General features: G+C 66.2%; 13 protein-coding genes. 8 read left to right on the plus strand and 5 right to left on the minus strand.

All coding sequences use genetic code 11. From position 1 onward, the window contains the following. Positions 1–12: 12 nt before the first annotated feature. Complete coding sequence (locus VGN82_RS15190) at positions 13–2,103, minus strand: methyl-accepting chemotaxis protein (protein ID WP_327527852.1); 2,091 nt, start codon at positions 2,101–2,103, stop codon at positions 13–15. A gap of 424 nt (positions 2,104–2,527) precedes the next feature. On the opposite strand from VGN82_RS15190, the gene VGN82_RS15195 reads away from it, so the two are divergent. Then, on the plus strand, positions 2,528–4,405 hold the full coding sequence (locus tag VGN82_RS15195; protein ID WP_327527853.1) for an ABC-F family ATP-binding cassette domain-containing protein: 1,878 nt from the start codon (positions 2,528–2,530) through the stop codon (positions 4,403–4,405). A 63-nt stretch (positions 4,406–4,468) separates the two neighbouring features. After that, entirely contained in the window at positions 4,469–4,810 is a 342-nt protein-coding gene (locus VGN82_RS15200) for a DUF6968 family protein (protein WP_327527854.1), read from the plus strand. A 105-nt stretch (positions 4,811–4,915) separates the two neighbouring features. Here VGN82_RS15200 and VGN82_RS15205 read toward each other — a convergent pair whose 3' ends face one another. Genes VGN82_RS15205 through VGN82_RS15215 form a run of 3 tightly spaced genes read right to left on the minus strand, consistent with a single transcriptional unit; the run spans position 4,916 to position 7,319 of the window. Continuing rightward, a complete protein-coding gene (locus tag VGN82_RS15205; protein WP_327527855.1) occupies positions 4,916–5,326 on the minus strand; it encodes a hypothetical protein in 411 nt (136 codons plus the stop codon). Then, the gene (locus VGN82_RS15210; RefSeq protein WP_327527856.1) at positions 5,323–5,775 is read right to left on the minus strand and encodes a DNA polymerase III subunit chi; all 453 of its coding nucleotides are present in this window, start codon (positions 5,773–5,775) and stop codon (positions 5,323–5,325) included. Before VGN82_RS15210 ends, VGN82_RS15205 begins: the two co-directional genes overlap by 4 nt. Before the next feature lie 50 nt (positions 5,776–5,825). Next, entirely contained in the window at positions 5,826–7,319 is a 1,494-nt protein-coding gene (locus tag VGN82_RS15215) for a leucyl aminopeptidase (RefSeq protein WP_327527857.1), read from the minus strand. A gap of 159 nt (positions 7,320–7,478) precedes the next feature. Here VGN82_RS15215 and lptF point away from each other — a divergent pair, with 159 nt between their 5' ends. The 6 genes from lptF to VGN82_RS15245 all read left to right on the plus strand — a co-directional run bounded on the left by lptF (position 7,479) and on the right by VGN82_RS15245 (position 15,358). Then, the gene (gene lptF, locus VGN82_RS15220) at positions 7,479–8,666 is read left to right on the plus strand and encodes an LPS export ABC transporter permease LptF (protein WP_414644301.1); all 1,188 of its coding nucleotides are present in this window, start codon (positions 7,479–7,481) and stop codon (positions 8,664–8,666) included. Then, positions 8,666–9,754, plus strand: coding sequence for an LPS export ABC transporter permease LptG (lptG, locus tag VGN82_RS15225; protein WP_327527859.1), 1,089 nt, complete (start codon positions 8,666–8,668; stop codon positions 9,752–9,754). Before lptF ends, lptG begins: the two co-directional genes overlap by 1 nt. 58 nt (positions 9,755–9,812) lie before the next feature. Further along, a complete protein-coding gene (locus VGN82_RS15230; protein ID WP_327527860.1) occupies positions 9,813–12,359 on the plus strand; it encodes an LPS-assembly protein LptD in 2,547 nt (848 codons plus the stop codon). 39 nt (positions 12,360–12,398) lie between these two features. After that, positions 12,399–13,433, plus strand: coding sequence for a 4-hydroxythreonine-4-phosphate dehydrogenase PdxA (gene pdxA / locus VGN82_RS15235; protein WP_327527861.1), 1,035 nt, complete (start codon positions 12,399–12,401; stop codon positions 13,431–13,433). Further along, complete coding sequence (rsmA, locus tag VGN82_RS15240; protein ID WP_327527862.1) at positions 13,430–14,278, plus strand: 16S rRNA (adenine(1518)-N(6)/adenine(1519)-N(6))-dimethyltransferase RsmA; 849 nt, start codon at positions 13,430–13,432, stop codon at positions 14,276–14,278. The genes pdxA and rsmA overlap by 4 nt, the downstream gene beginning before the upstream one ends. Before the next feature lie 78 nt (positions 14,279–14,356). After that, positions 14,357–15,358 (plus strand): NAD(P)H-quinone oxidoreductase, encoded by a 1,002-nt coding sequence (locus VGN82_RS15245; protein ID WP_327527863.1) that lies wholly within the window; start codon positions 14,357–14,359, stop codon positions 15,356–15,358. 170 nt (positions 15,359–15,528) lie between these two features. Here the strand turns inward: VGN82_RS15245 and VGN82_RS15250 are convergent, their stop codons facing one another. Further along, positions 15,529–16,446: a dihydrodipicolinate synthase family protein gene (locus tag VGN82_RS15250; protein WP_327527864.1), complete on the minus strand. Its 918-nt coding sequence runs from the start codon at positions 16,444–16,446 to the stop codon at positions 15,529–15,531. Between the last annotated feature and the right edge of the window lie 5 nt (positions 16,447–16,451).

A 16,451-nucleotide genomic window follows, 5' to 3' on the forward strand; every position in this document is an offset into this window, starting at 1 on the left:
CCGGCGCCAGGCTCAGGCCGCGCGGATCTGCACGATGAAATCGGCGACCCGCGATTTCAGCGAGTGAGCCAGTTCCGTCAGCTCGATCGACGCGCGCGACACCGCCGCTGCTGCATCCGAGGTCTGCTGCGATGCCGCGGAGACGAGGCTCGTCGCCTCGCCGATGCGGCTGAACTCGCTCGTCGCCAGGCCGACATCCTCGACGATCGCATGGGTCACGCCGTGCTGGCGTCGCATCGTCTCGGCCGAGCGCCTGACCGCATCGCTCAGGCCTCCGATCATGTCGCGGATGCCAGAGATCGCCTCGACGGTCGCCGTGGTCGCCTCGTTCATCGTCGCGATCTGGCGCGAGATGTCGTCGATCGCCCGTGCCGTCTGCCCCGACAGGCCCTTGACCTCGGAAGCGACGACGGCAAAACCGCGCCCTGCCTCGCCGGCGCGGGCGGCCTCGATCGTGGCGTTGAGCGCAAGCAGATTCGTCTGGGCGGCGATTTCGGAGATCATACCGATGACGTCGGAGACGCGGGCCGCGCCCGTGGCGAGTTGATCGACCACCCCGCCCATCTCGTCGGCATGCTGCTTCGCCGAACGGGCCGAACGGTCGGAGGACTGCACATCGTTGTCGAGCAAATTGATCGCCTGCCGCAATTCCTGGGCCGCGCTCTCGATCGACCGGATGCTCGCGACGGCGCGTGAGGCCGCGCTGTGCACGGTGCCGGCATTTTCCTGCGTCTGGCTGGCGCCGCCGGAGAGTTCCCTTGCCGTGATGCTGAGCTGCTCGGCCGCGGTCGAGACCGCCGAGGTCACGCCAAGCACGGACCGTTCGAGATCACTGGCGAGATCGGCCAGCAGAAGTCGCCGCTGGATGCCGGTTTCCCGGTCGCGCTCTTCCCGCTCGTGCAGGCGGTCGGCCTCGTCGCGCAGCATGTTCGTGCGGATGCGTCCGACCGCCGCGGCGATGGCGCCGATCTCGTCGCGGCGCTTTTCACCGGGAATGCGCTGATCGGTACGACCCGCCGCGATTCCGGCCAGCGCCTCTGCGAGACCTCCGATCGGCCGGGCGACCGAGAAGCCGAGCAGCAGTGCAACCAGAAGCAGCGGCCCCAGAACCGTCAGGCCACCGATCATGATGGCCCGGTCGAGCTTGTTGACGACAGCGAAGGCCTCGCTCTCCTTCTCCGTCAGCCATAGCAGCCAGGTCGCATCGCCAACCTGGACTTCGCGGCCGGCGGCGACCAGAGGCTCGCCGTCGCGGCTGGTCAACTTGACGAGGGAACCGCCCGACACCAGCCGCTTCTGGTCGAGGGTGACGGCCGGCGCCGTCCCGGCGAGGCGCGCGGCAGGATTCGAGCGCATGAAGCCGTCGGCACCGACAACATACGTCTTGATGCCGTGGGACGTGCCCGCGATCGAGATCAGCGCATTGTCGATGAAGGCGGTACTGACGGCGATGACCATCGTGCCGACCGGTTCCCGCGACGAGGGGTTGTAGAAGCGCTGGGCCAAAAAGGCGCGCGGCTCGCCACCGGCCACGGCATAGGGCGCGAAATCGAGAGCCGCCGGCTCGTCGCCGACCGCCCTGCCGGCTGCCGCGACCGCCTCGGCGAGACCTGTCTCGGCCAGATCCGGCTCGCTCAGCAGGCGCCCGAACTCTGCCCCCTTGGTGACGCTGTAGACCACCCGCCCCTTTGGCGAGATGAGGTAGATGTCGGCGTAGTCGAACTGCTGCAGCGCGGCGAGATAGGTGTCATGAACCTCCTCGTGGCGCCGCAGATAGCCATGCCGCTGCCCCGCACCCGTGCGTTGCATGCGCTCGAAGCGATCGTAGGCACCGTCCCCCTGGAAATACCGTATGATCGCCGCCTGTTCGTCGGGCAGCTCCATCCAGCCGCGGATCTCGTCCAGCGACGAAACCAGATAGGCACTGCGGGCCTGGACGGACAGTTCGGCGCCAAGCCGCTGCCAGCGCCGCTCGAGCGCCTTGGCGCGGCCTTCAGCGACGACACCCAGCCGCTCCCGGACAGCCTCATCGGCCCATAGCGTCACCGCCCGATAGCCCGACAACCCCACCGCGAGCACGGCCAGGCAAGCCAGCAGCAGCATGGCAGCAGGGAGTCTGATTCTCAGGCTCGACAAGGTCCGGGGCTCCGGATTGGACGGCAGTTCGAACTGCGCGCCGAATAGAGCCACACAAGGTTAAATTTGCTTGAAGTCAACCTGATCAGGACAGAGGAACAAGCGCAATGAGCGCTAGGGCACTGCCGAAAACGACTGACAGGAACACCAGAATCGAAGCCGCAACCGAAGCCCGGCGACGGCCGAAAGCATCCAAATCGAACAGCATCATTTCCCACCGAATCAGGAAAGCTTGTCTTCCCCTGCGTGATGGCCCGGCAGGGCCGCGGAAAGGCGAGATCGTGGCGAAAGCGTGATCCCCCTCCTCGGGATCTTGCGATCGCCTCGCCCGGGCCTGCGGCCATCGCGTTCAGCCATTGCCTTCCCCCGGGCTTCACGCCAAAACCCCGGCATGCTCACCATCAACGACATCACCTACCGTCTCGGCGAGAGATTGCTGCTCGACCATGCGAGCGCCTCGCTGCCGGACGGCTCGCGAGTCGGCCTCGTCGGGCGCAACGGCAACGGCAAGACCACGCTGTTCCGGATGATCACCGGCGATCTCTCGCCGGAGGGCGGCTCGATCAGCCTGCCGAAGGGCCGGCGCATCGGCGGTGTCGCGCAGGAAGCGCCAGGTGGGCCTGAATCGCTGATCGAGGTCGTGCTCGCGGCCGACACCGAGCGCGCCGCGCTGATAGCGGAATCGGAGACCGCGACCGATCCGCACCGGATCGCCGAGATCGAGACGCGGCTCGCCGACATCAACGCCCATTCGGCACCGGCGCGCGCCGCGACCGTACTGCACGGCCTCGGCTTCGACGAGGCGGCCCAACAGCGGCCCTGCTCCGACTTCTCCGGCGGCTGGCGGATGCGCGTCGCGCTCGCGGCCGTGCTGTTCTCCGAGCCCGACCTGCTGCTGCTCGACGAGCCGACCAACTATCTCGACCTCGAAGGCACGCTCTGGCTTTACGACTATCTGGAAAAGTACCCGCATACGGTGCTGGTCGTCAGCCACGACCGCGAACTGCTCGACACCTGCGTCGACCACATCCTGCATCTCGACCAGGGGAAGCTGACGATCTATCGCGGCGGCTACACCTCCTTCGCCAAGCAGCGTGCCGAGAAGCAGGCGCAACTGGCCAAGGCCAAGGAGAAGCAGGACGCAGAGCGCAAGCACCTCCAGGCCTTCGTCGACCGCTTCAAGGCCAAGGCGACCAAGGCGCGGCAGGCGCAATCCCGCGTCAAACGGTTGGAGAAGATGGAAACGATCGCGACCATCGTCGATCGCGACGTGCAGCCCTTCAGCCTGCCCGGCCCGGAGAAGCAACTGGCGCCGCCGATGATCGTGCTGAACGACGCCAGCGCGGGCTATGGCGAGCGCAAGGTGCTGTCGAAGCTCAATCTCACCCTGCTGCCAGACGACCGCATCGCGCTGCTCGGCTCGAACGGCAACGGCAAGTCGACCTTCTGCAAACTGATCGGCGGCCGGCTCGCGCCGCTGTCAGGTGAAATCCGGCGCTCGTCCAAGCTGGAGACCGCCTATTTCGCCCAGCACCAGCTCGACGAGTTGCGGCTGGAGGATACGCCGGTCGCGCATCTGCGCGACCTGATGCCGGACGCGCCCGAGGCCAAGGTCCGCTCCAAGGCGGCGCAGATCGGCTTTCCGGCGGCCAAGGCCGAGACGCCGGTCAAGAACCTCTCCGGCGGCGAGAAGGCCCGGCTGATGCTCGGGCTCGCCGCCTTCGGCGGCCCTCACCTGCTGATCCTCGACGAGCCGACGAACCATCTCGACATCGACAGCCGCACGGCGCTGGTCAACGCGATCAACGACTATCCCGGCGCCGTGATCCTGGTCAGCCATGACCGCTTCCTGATCGAATCCTGCGCCGACCGGCTCTGGATCGTCGGCGACGGCACGGTGAAGAATTTCGACGGCGACATGGAGGATTACCGCAGCCTCGTCCTCGGCACGGCCAAGGCGGCCAAGCGCGAGAAGGCCGCGCCGGATGCTTCAACTGGCAACGGCAAGGCCGAGGAGCGCAAGGGCGCGGCCGCGAAGCGCGTGGCGCAGGGGCCGCTGCGGCAGAAGCTCAATCTCGCGGAGGCGAAGATCGCCAAGTTGACCGGGCTGATCGAGAAGGTCGACGGCGTGCTCGGCAACGGCGCGGCCTTCGCCCGCGATCCGGAGAAGGCGCTGACGCTGTCACGGCAGCGGGCGGAACTGGCCGAAGCGCTCGAGGCGGCAGAAGAGGAATGGCTGGAGCTGAGCGCGGAGCTGGAGAGCGCGTGATCATCGCTCGCCAACCTGCATGGCCCGCCGGCAAGCCCCTCACTTCAATGATTGAGGCTCCGCATGAAGATCCCCGAAAGGATGCTTCATTTCGCCGACGGAGGGCGCGATATCGGGATCGCGATATCGGTCGACCTTCCGATCCAAGGTAAGCACGATTGGTCCTGCCGTTATCGCATTGGCTGGCCTGAAGGCGCGCATGAAGGCTTCGGCTATGGGGTGGACGCGACCCAAGCCCTCTTGCTGGCAATGGAAGCGATCGGAACCGACCTCTACACGAGCGATCATCATCGATCCGGTCAGCTTCGATGGCATGATCTCGGTGCTGGATACGAATATCCAGTGCCAAAGACGATCAGGGACCTGCTGATCGGCGGAGATGCCGCGAAGAGCGGCGAAACGTAAGTCGATGGCTCGGATGATTTCGTCGGGCTGTTTGGGTTCGGCGCGATGCCGCGAGCGACATCTAGCCGGACCACGCAATCCATTGGGGACCGCGCCCGCGCGACCTCACCCCTGCCCCGGCTTCACGATCCGGCTCAGCCGGTTGTCGGTGAACATGTAGATCTCGCGGCCGCCGGGCTCGGCATAGAGCACCTGCGTCTCGCGCTGGCCTTTGCCGCTCTCGCCGATCAACACATCGGTCGGCTTGGTGCCCTTGAGCTTCACCAGTTCGCATTCGGTAATGCCCTCGGCGATGGCCGGCGGCAGCGGGCGGGTCGACGGATCGAGCGAGACGCCGGCGCTGCATTCGCCGTCCGGCGTCAGGGTCGCCTCCTGCGTCGAGGCGCGGGCCGAGATGCTGCTCGTCGTCATCGTCGTCTGAGAGCCACGCGTCTCGGAGGTGAAGGCGAAGCCGCCCATATCGACGGAGCAGCCGCCGAGCGCGACGGTGCAGAGGAGCAGAACAGGCAGTCTCACGCTTTTTTCTCCCAGCGGCCGGTGTCGTCCTGCTGCCAATAACTGGCGGCAAGGCCCGAAGCCCTGGCCTTCTTCCAATCTTCGCGGGCCGCGGTCAGTGCGTCCGGGTCGTCACCGTCGAATATCAGAACAACACGTTCGTAGTCCTGCATTGCGTCGGGAATGCGGACACCCTCGGCGCAGATCCGGACCTGCGCCGCGTTGGGGTTATGCGCATGAGTCGTCAGCACGACAGGATTGTTCGCCGCATCGGCTTCCATCGCGGTGACATGGGGCAGGAAGCTCTCGTCCGAATAGGCCCAGAGATGGTCGTCGACCGCGCTCAGTCGTTCCTGGCTGGAGACCTCGACCACCACCCTCTGCCCGCGCGACAGGGCGCGGTCGACGATCGTCGGCAGCACCTGCTCGAGCGGGCGGGACTGGAGGTGGAAGAACAGGATCTCGGCCATCGAAAGCCTTTGCGTTCCAACGATCTGCGAATCGATCCTGCCAGATCGAATCAGCCTTCGTAATGCTCGGCGACGAGCCGGTCGAGCAGGCGCACGCCCCAGCCCGAACCCCAGGACCGGTTGGTCTCGGAGTTCGGCGAGCCCATGCCGGTGCCGGCGATGTCGAGATGCGCCCAGGGGCAGTCGTTGACATGGCGCTGCAGGAACTGGGCGGCCGTGATCGAGCCGCCATGGCGGCCGGCAGCATTCTTCATGTCGGCGAACTTGGAATCGATCATCTTATCGTAGGCCTTGCCGAGCGGCATGCGCCAGACGGTTTCGCCGGTGGCCTTGCCCGCGACGGAGAGGCGGTCCGCCAGTTCGTCATTGTTGGAGAACAGGCCGGCATGCTCCTGCGCCAGCGCAACCAGGATCGCGCCGGTCAGCGTCGCCAGATTGACCATGAACTGCGGCTTGAACTGCTCCTGCGTGTACCAGAGCACGTCGGCCAGGACGAGACGGCCCTCGGCATCGGTGTTGATGATCTCGATGGTCTGGCCGGAGAGCGAGGTGACGATGTCGCCCGGGCGCTGGGCGTTGCCGTCCGGCATGTTCTCGACCAGCCCGATGATGCCGATGGCGTTGACCTTGGCCTTGCGGGCGGCGAGCGCGTGCATCAGGCCGACGACGCAGGCCGCGCCCGCCATGTCACCCTTCATGTCCTCCATGCCGGCTCCGGGCTTCAGCGAGATGCCGCCGGTATCGAAGGTCACGCCCTTGCCGACGAAGGCGACCGGCTGGGCGCCGCTCTTGGCGCCGTTCCAGCGCATGATCGCGACACGGCTCTCGCGGCGCGAGCCCTGGCCGACGCCGAGCAGAGCGCGCATGCCGATCTTCTTCAGCTGTTTCTCGTCGAGAACCTCGACCTCGACGCCGAGCTTCTCGAGCTTGGCGGCGCGGTCGGCGAACTCCTCCGGATACAGCACGTTCGGCGGCTCGTTGACGAGGTTGCGCGCGAGCTCGACGCCGGCAGCGACCGCATCGCGCGCCTTCAGCGCCTTCTTGACCAGCGAGGGATCGCCGGCACGCAGCGTCACCGTCATCGGCTCGGCCTCTTCGGGCTTCTTGCTCTTCGTCTTGTACTCGTCGAACACATAGGAGCGCAGCCGCATGCCGAGCGCGATCTCGGCCGCATGATCGGCACTGAGCGGCCCCTCCGGCAGCGCCAGAATCAGGTCGGCGCTGCGGCCATGGCCAAGGCGGCCGGCGATGGCACCGCCGAGCTTGGCGAAATCGAGCGTGCCGCGCTCGGCCTCGGGACCGACGCCGACCGCGATCAGACGCTCGTAGCCGGCGCCGTCTGGCGCCAGAAGCGTCAGACCGGACAGCGCCTTGCCCTTGAAGCGCTCGGCCGCAGCAGCCCGCGCGAGCAGCGCATGGGCGCCCTCTCCCAGCCACTCCTCGGCAGCCTTGGGTGGCGCCAGCGTGTCGGAGAGCAGGATCACGAGGTCCTGGCCCCCGATCGCGTTGAGGGCTTTGATCTCGAGCTTCAGGCGCTGCGACATGGTCGGCTCACGATGTTGCGAGTGGGCTTTGGGATGGGCGAAACAGGACTGCCGCAAACGATTCCCGTTTGCGCCTTGATTGCGCCTATACCATAGGGTGACTAACGCGAACCACCAGCACAGGGCCTCCTGGGCTGCCCCATCGGAAACTCAAGCGTGCTGCTGCGTCTCGACCGCTATATCCTGAAGATGGCGACGATCGCGGCGATCGTCCTGCTGATCGGGCTGACCAGCGTGATCTGGGTGACGCAGGCCCTGCGCGAGGTCGATCTGATCACGGGCAAGGGCCAGACGGTGCTGATCTTCTTCACCGTCACGCTTCTGTCGCTGCCCGCGCTGATCGCCGGCATCGCGCCGGTCGCGCTGTTCATGGCGACGCTCTACACACTGAACCGCCTCAACAGCGATTCCGAGCTGATCGTGATGAATGCGGCCGGCGTGGCGCCGCATCGCATCACGCGCCCCTTCATCGTGCTGACGATCGCGACATCGGTCCTGGTGGGCTGGATGTCGTTGTCGGTGATGCCGGCCGGTTTCCGCATGCTGCGCGACCTGATCACCATGATCCGGGCCGACTTCGTCGCCAATGTCGTCAAGGAAGGCCAGTTCGTCGCGCTCGATTCGGGGGTGACCTTCCACTACAAGGAGCGCTCGGGCGACGCACTGGTCGGCATCTTCATGCAAGACCGGCGCGACCCGAACCAGCCCTCGATCTATGTCGCCGAGCGCGGCCGCACCGTCGAGGTCGACGGCTCGAGCTTCCTGATGCTGGAGAAGGGCACGATCCAGCGCGAGACCAAGAACACCGACACGACCTCGATCATCTCCTTCGAGCGCTATGCGCTGAACCTGTCGGCCCTGTCGGGCGATTCGACGGGTGGTGCCGGCGAAGGCGACGGCGACAAGGTCATCTACAAGCCGCGCGAGCGCTCGACCTGGCAGCTCCTCAACCAGGACCGGAATGAATTCTACTACAAGATGCAGGAAGGCCGCTTCCGGGCCGAGCTGCACAACCGCCTTTCCGCGCCGCTCTATCCGATGGCCTTCATGCTGATCGCCTTCGCCTGCATCGGCGAGGCGCGCACCACCCGCCAGGGCCGCGCCTTCGCGATCCAGGCTGCGATCCTGATCGTCGCAGCGACTCGAATCGGCGCCTACATGGCCTGGACGGCGAGCGTCCGTTCGCCATTCGCGGCCGTGCTGCTCTATCTCTTGCCGATCGTCGCCATCATCGTGGCGACAGCTGTCATTCTTTATGGCCAGCGCCTGCGGCCGTTCTTCTCTCGGCTCATGGCGCCGCTGCTCGAGCCTCTTGCCGGGCTCGCGGCCCGATTCAGGCGCGCCTGATGCTGCTGGTCTCAACCTTCGGACGCTATCTCACGAAGCAGTTCGCGCGCTCGATCCTGGGCGTGTTCGGAACCTTCTTCTTCCTGATCGGCACGCTCGATTTCGTCGAGCTGATGCGTCGCGCCGGCGATTCGCCGTTGGCCACGACCCCGTTGATCGTGCAGCTCGCGCTCTTTCGCGTGCCCAGCGTCGCCGAGCAGATCTTCCCCTTCGCCGTGCTGTTCGGCGGCATGTTCGCGCTGCTGACGCTGAGCCGGAAGCTCGAGCTCGTCGTCGCGCGCTCGGTCGGCGTCTCCGCCTGGCAGTTCCTGCAGCCGGCCGGGCTGGTGGCGGCCGTGATCGGGCTGTTCTCGATCTTGGTCTACAATCCGTTAGCAGCCGATCTGAAGCGCAAGGCGACAGCGCTTGAGACGAGGCTGTTCGTGCGGGCCGCACAATCCACAAACGCGCCGGAGATCTGGCTGCGCCAGCGCAGCATCGACGGGCAGGCCATCATCCGGGCAGCTGCATCGCTACCGGATGGCGAGGGCCTGTCGCAGGTGGCGATCTTCAGCTTTTCCCCCGGCGGCGGGTTCAACGAGCGCATCGACGCGAAACAGGCGGTGCTGCATCAAGGCTACTGGGAGCTGACGGACGCGCGCGTGGTTTCCGCCACTGAAGAGCCACAGACCTACAGCAGCTATCTCTTCGCGACGACGCTTGAGCCGGACCAGATGCGACAGAGTTTCACACCACCCGAGGCCGTCGGGTTCTGGTCGATGCCCACTGTCATCGAGAGGACGCGGCGCGCCGGCCTCGACACAACGCGCTACGAGCTGCGCTACCAGTCGCTTCTGGCGCGTCCGATGCTGCTCGTCGCCATGGTGCTGGTGGCAGCATCCGTTTCCTTAAGATTTTTCCGTTTTGGTGGGGTCACCAAACTGGTGGTAGGTGGCGTCGCGGCCGGCTTCATGCTCTATGTGGCAACGCAACTGTCGGAGGAGCTCGGCTCGTCGGGCATCATTAATCCAGTGGTCGCAGCATGGCTGCCCGCGACCATCGGAGCGATGCTCGGTGCTCTGGCCCTCCTCCATCAGGAAGACGGGTAAAACGTACTGTGCCTATGGTTAATTTTGGATTGAGCGTATGGTGCTTGGCGTGACGCGCATGGCTCGCTTTGCCGCGGCGACAGCGCTCGCCTCGAGCCTTGTCTATGTCCTGGCCTCGGCCGGGACCGCCTTTGCGCAGACACCGCCCGCCCCGCAGCAGCCGGCCGCCCCGCAGGAGCGGATGGTCGTCGATGCCCGCGAACTCGTCTACGACAATGACAAGAAGACCGTTTCCGCGGTCGGCGACGTCCAGATTCTCTATAAGGGCCGAACGATCGAGGCCGACAAGGTCACCTACGACCAGGCCGGCAAGCGCGTCATCGCAACCGGCAATGCCCGCATCACCGAGGCGAACGGCACGGTCATCACCGGCGACCGCTTCAACCTGACCGACGATTTCCGTGACGGCTTCATCGATTCGCTCCGCGTCGTGAATCCGGACAAGACGCGTTTCAGCGCGCCCCGTGCCGAGCGAACGGACGGCGAAACCTTCATCTTCGAGAAGGGCATCTACACCGCCTGCGAGCCTTGCAAGGACAACCCCGAGAGGCCGCCGCTCTGGCAGGTCCGCTCGGCGCGGATCATCCACAAGAAGGCCGAGCAGACGATCTACTACGAGGAGGCGCGCCTCGAATTCGCCGGCGTGCCGCTGGCTTATGTGCCTTACATGTCCGGGCCGGATTCGACGGTGAAGCGGAAGTCCGGCTTCCTGGCGCCGAAGTTCATCAACACGAATTCGCTCGGCTTCGGTGTCGGACTGCCCTATTTCATCAATCTGGCGCCGAACTACGACCTGACGGTCACGCCGACCTATCTGAGCCGGCAGGGCCTGCTCGGGCAGGTCGAATGGCGTCACCGCCTGGTGAACGGCTCCTATACGATCCGCGCGTCGGGCATCTTCCAGCAGGATAAGGACGCCTTCCTCGACGCCCCGCTCGGCGCGGGCGACGACGATTTCCGTGGCTCGGTCCAAACCAACGGCAAGTTCTTCATCAATCCGCGCTGGTCGTTCGGCTGGAATGCCTCGATGTCGACGGATCGCTGGTTCTACAAGAACTACCGCATCATCAACGAGAGCATCAGCGCGACCACCTATCTCCAGGAAGCGATCTCGACCGCCTATCTGAACGGGCAGAGCTCGACCGCGTGGTTCGACATGCGCGGATATTACTTCCAGCCGCTGACCTCGACCGACTGGCAGAAGCAGCAGCCCGTCGTGCTGCCGGTGATCGACTACAACAAGCGCATTCACAAGCCGAGCTTCCTCGGCGGGGAGCTGAGCTTCACCGCCAATGTCGCGTACCTGAACCGCGACGCGGCGGCGTTCCAGCAGCTGCCGCAGCAGAACACCTATCTGATCAACGGCGTGAACAGCGCCGGTCAGGCCTATTCGCTGTATGATGGCTGCGCCGTCTACCAGAAGAGCACCTGCCTGATCCGCGGCCTCGCCGGGAACATGGCTCGAGCGACGGCCGAAGCATCCTGGCGCCGCAATTTCATCGACCCGCTCGGCCAGATGTGGACGCCGTACGCATCGGTGCGGGCCGACATCTTCTCGGTCAATCCCGACACGACGGGCTATCCGAATTCCAAGGTCACGACGATCGCGGACGCGTCCGACGATGTCTTCGGCCGCGCGATGCCGGCGGTCGGCCTGATGTACCGCTACCCCTTCGTCGCCAGGACGTCATGGGGCACGCACATCATCGAGCCGGTGGCGCAGATCGTGGCGCGCCCGAACGAGACCCACACCCTGCGCGTCGCCAACGAGGATGCGCAGAGCCTGGTCTTCGATGCCAACAACCTGTTCGAGTGGAGCGGCAAGTTCTCGGGCTACGATCGCCTCGAGGGCGGCTCGCGCGCCAATGTCGGCGCGCTCTACACCGGGCGTTTCGGCAAGGAAGGCTTCGCCAACCTGCTGCTTGGCCAATCCTATCATCTGGGCGGGCGCAACTCCTTCGCCAGCCCGGACCTCGTCAACACCGGCCTCGATTCCGGGTTGGACACGGATGCCTCCGACCTCGTGGCACGTGCCCAGTTCTCACCCTTCCAGGGCCTCTTCTTCACCGGTGCGACCCGGCTCAACCAGAGCAGCTTCGAGGCGCAGCGCATCGATGCCGCGGCGACCTATTCGACGAGCGTCCTGTCCGCCTCGGTGGGTTATGGCCGCTATGAGCCGCAGCCCAGTCTCGGTATCCCCCGTCGACGCGAGGGCCTCTCGCTCAACGGTTCGCTTCTCGTGACGCCGAACTGGCGCGTGCGGGCAGGCGTCCTGTTCGATCTCGACAAGTACAAGTACGACCGCGAGGTGCGCGCCAACCAGTACGCGGCATGGCTGGCCTCGCCTTCGACCATCACGCTCCCGAAATACGTCGATACCGGCCTATTCCAGACTGCCTCGACCTCGTTCGGGCTCAACTACACCGACGAGTGCACGATTTTCGACATCAGCTATTCGCAGAGCTATGCCGATCGGCAGTCTGGTGCGACGAAGGACACGCGCACGGTCATGTTCCGGCTCGAACTGCGGACGCTGGGCGAACTCAGCTACCAGCAGAACCTCGATGGCGCGACCACAAGCGACGGCGTGACCTCGAGCCGCTGACCGCGTTTCGGCAGCGCTCGACGGCGAGAGGACAGTCGCATGCGCGCGCAAGCAGCCACGCACCTGCCGCCACTCGCCCTGACGCAGGGCGATCCGGCCGGAATCGGCCCCGAACTGACGCTGCTCGCGTGGCAACGCCGCAAGGAGCTTGAGCTTCCGGGCTTTGCCTGCATCGCCGACATCGACCAACTGGCGCGGCTCGCGCGTCGGCTTTCGCTCGAGGTGCCGCTGATCGCCTGTGGCTGGGACGAGGTTCACCACCACTTCCCCGACGCCCTGCCGATAGTTCCTCTCGAAGAGGCGGTGGCGGCCGAGCCAGGACGCCCGGATCCAGCGACCGCGCCGGGCACCATCGCATCGATCACCCGCGCCGTCGCAGCCGTGGGACAGGGGCAGGCAAGCGCCGTGGTGACCAACCCGATCGCAAAATCGGTGCTCTATGCGGCCGGCTTCAGCCATCCCGGCCATACGGAGTTCCTCGCGCACCTTTCCGGCGATGGCGGCACTCCACCGCTGCCGGTGATGATGCTGTGGTGCGCCGAGCTCGCCGTCGTGCCGGTGACGATCCATGTGCCCTTGCGGACGGTGCCCGACCTGCTGACGACGGAGCTGATCGTCGCGACGGGCAAGATCGTCGCGGAGGGGCTGACGCGCAGCTTCGGCATTCGGGCGCCGCGCATCGCCCTCAGCGGCCTCAACCCGCATGCCGGCGAAAACGGGGCCCTCGGCAGCGAGGACGCGGCGATCGTGCAACCCGCGATCGCGGCGCTGCGCGCGCTCGGGATCGACGCCCGCGGTCCCTACCCGGCCGATACGATGTTTCATGCGAGGGCGCGCGCCGGCTATGACGCGGCGCTGGCGATGTACCACGATCAGGCGCTGATCCCGATCAAGACGATCGCCTTCGACGAGGGCGTCAACGTCACCCTCGGCCTGCCCTTCATCCGCACCTCGCCTGACCACGGCACCGCCTTCGACATCGCGGGCAAGGGCATCGCCCGTCCCGACAGTCTGGTCGCCGCTCTGAAGCTGGCGGCGCGCATGGCGGCGCAGCACCAACAGGCAAGCCCATGAGCCAGATCGATTCCCTGCCGCCCCTGCGCGAGGTGGTCGAGCGCCATGGGCTGATGGCGCAGAAGTCGCTGGGCCAGAACTTCCTCTACGACCTCAACCTGACTTCGCGGATCGCCCGCGCGGCCGGCCCGCTCGACGGCGACACCGTCGTGGAGATCGGTCCCGGTCCGGGCGGCCTGACGCGGGCCCTGCTGGCGAACGGCGCCGGCCGCGTCATCGCGATCGAGCGCGACCGGCGCTGTCTGCCGGCGCTGGAGGAGATCGCCGCGCATTATCCCGGCCGGCTCGAGGTCGTCGACGGCGATGCGCTCGCGGTCGATCTCTCCAGCCGTCTCGATGGCGGCAAGGCCCGGATCGTCGCCAACCTGCCCTACAATATCGGCACGCCGCTGCTGGTCGGCTGGCTCAGCGGCGATGCCTGGCCGCCCTGGTGGACCTCGCTGACGCTGATGTTCCAGCGCGAGGTCGCCGAGCGGATCGTCGCCACCCCGGACCAGCGGGCCGACTATGGCCGGCTCGCCGTGCTGTGCAACTGGCGCTGCGAGACGAAGATCCTGTTCGACGTTCCCCGCAGCGCCTTCGTGCCGCCGCCCAAGATCACATCGGCGGTGGTGCAGCTCGTACCGCGCCAGACGCCCGAGCCCTGCGACCGGCGCCTGCTCGAACGGATCACGCTCGCGGCCTTCGGCCAGCGGCGGAAGATGCTGCGGCAGAGCCTGAAAGCCGTTCTGGCCGAGCCTGCCGACTGGATCGAGGCCGCCGGCCTGGCGCCGACGGCCCGCGCCGAGGAAGTCCCGGTCTCGGGCTTCGTTGCCCTCGCCAACACGCTGGCCGCGCGACGCTAAAGCCTGCAAACCGGACACAAAGGTTGCGGACCGCGCTTCAGTAGCCAGATTTGCCCGCATGCAGGGAGAGATGACGACATGGCATTGCCGCAGACGATGAAGCAGGTGCGTTTTGCAGGCGCGGGCGGGCCTGAGGTGATCGAGATTGAGACCGCACCCGTACCGCAGCCCGGCCCGGGCCAGGTCCTGATCGCGGTCGCGGCCGCCGGCATCAACCGGCCCGACTGCGCACAGCGCGCCGGCAGCTACCCCCCGCCCCCCGGCGCGACACAGATCCCCGGCCTCGAGGTCTCCGGCCATATCGTCGCTGTCGGCGACGGGGTCGCGGCCGGCCGCATCGGCGAACAGGTGTGCGCGCTGGTGATCAGCGGCGGCTATGCCGAGTACGCCGTCGCGGACGAGCCACTTTGCCTGCCGGTGCCGAAGCCGCTCTCGCTGCTGGAGGCCGGCGGCCTGCCCGAGACCTACTTCACCGTCTACGACAACGTGTTCACGCGCGGCCGGCTCAAGAAGGGCGAGACGATCCTGATCCATGGCGGGTCGAGCGGCATCGGCTCGACCGCGATCCAGCTCGCCAAGCATGCCGGCGCGACGGTCTATGCGACGGCGGGCTCGGCCGGGAAATGCGATTTCTGCCGCTCGCTCGGCGCCGACGAGGCGATCGACTACCGCGCGCAGGATTTCGTCGAGGAGGTCAAGCGACTGACCAACCGCAAGGGCGTCGATGTCGTGCTCGACATGGTCGGCGGCCCCTACATCCAGCGCAATATTAGCGCGCTGGGTGTGGATGGCAGGCTGGTGCAGATCGCCTTTCTGCAAGGTAGCAAGGCCGAGCTCGATCTGGTGCAGATGATGCTGCGGCGCCTGACGCTGACCGGCTCGACGCTGCGCGCCCGCTCGGTGGCGCTCAAGGCCGAGATCGCCCAGCATCTGCGCCGCGATGTCTGGCCGCTGCTGGAGACCGGGACGGTCAAGCCTATCATTCACGCCACCTTCCCGCTTGAGCAGGCAAGGCAAGCCCATGAGCTGATGGAATCGAGCGCCCATCTCGGCAAGATCATGCTGGAGGTCGGCAAATAGTTGGCCCCGCAGCAAGAGCCGGCTCTGATTTTGCCTGGAATCTCACAGTCATCCCGGGCTTGCCCCGGGATCCATTGAAGGGCTCCGGAGCTCTAGGATGGATCCCGGAGCTGCGCGGCTTCGCCGCTTGTCCGCGATGACGGAAAGGTTCTTCCGGAACCCAACAAGTTTCAACGCCCCCAGCGCAAGGCCAGCGGATCGAGTTCGCGCGCGAGCTCGATCAAGCCCTCGCGGGTCTTCGGATGCAGCGGCGTCAGCGGATGCCTCACGGCCTCCGACTTGATCACCCCGCCCTCCTTCATCACCGCCTTCGCCGAGCGCAGGCCGCATTGGCGGTTCTCGAAGTTGATGATCGGCAACACACGGGCATAGAGGCGCTTGGCCTCCTCGCGATCACCGGCGAAGAAAGCCGTCAGGATCGGCTTGATCAGATCGGGGATCATCGCCGAGGTCATCGTGCCGGTGGCACCGGCGTCGAGATCCGCCATCAGGGTGATCGCCTCCTCGCCATCGAAGGGACCCGCGACGGCCGCCCCGCCCGCCTCGATCAGCGCGCGCAGCTTGTTGGCCGTGCCGGGCACCTCGATCTTGAAATAGCGGACAAGCGGCACTTCCTTGGCCAGTCGCACCATGAACGGCACCGTCATCGTCACGCCGGATAGCGGCGCATCCTGCAGGATGATCGGGATGCCGCAGGCGTCGGCAACATGCTTGAAATGCTCGATCATGCCCTGCTCGTCGGCCTTGAGCAGTGCGCCATGATAAGGCGGCATCATCATCAGCATCTTGGCGCCGGCATCGGCGGCGGCCTTGGCGCGCTGGGCGGCGATCCGGGTCGAGAAATGCGAGGTCGTTACGATCACCGGCACGCGGGCTGCGACCTGCTCCAACGAGAGATGCATCACCTTCTCACGCTCGGCGTCCGTCAGCAGGAACTGCTCGGAGAAGTTCGCGAGGATGCAGATGCCATCGACGCCCTGGTCGACCATCAGGTCCATGACGCGCCTGTTGCCCTCGATGTCGAGGTCGCCATTGTCGTGGAAGATGGTCGGGGCGATCGGCAGGATGCCCTTGTAGGGTTCGGTCATGGCGG

This window comes from Allobosea sp. (assembly GCF_035999205.1).
In the GTDB taxonomy this organism is placed as follows: Bacteria; Pseudomonadota; Alphaproteobacteria; order Rhizobiales; family Beijerinckiaceae; genus Allobosea.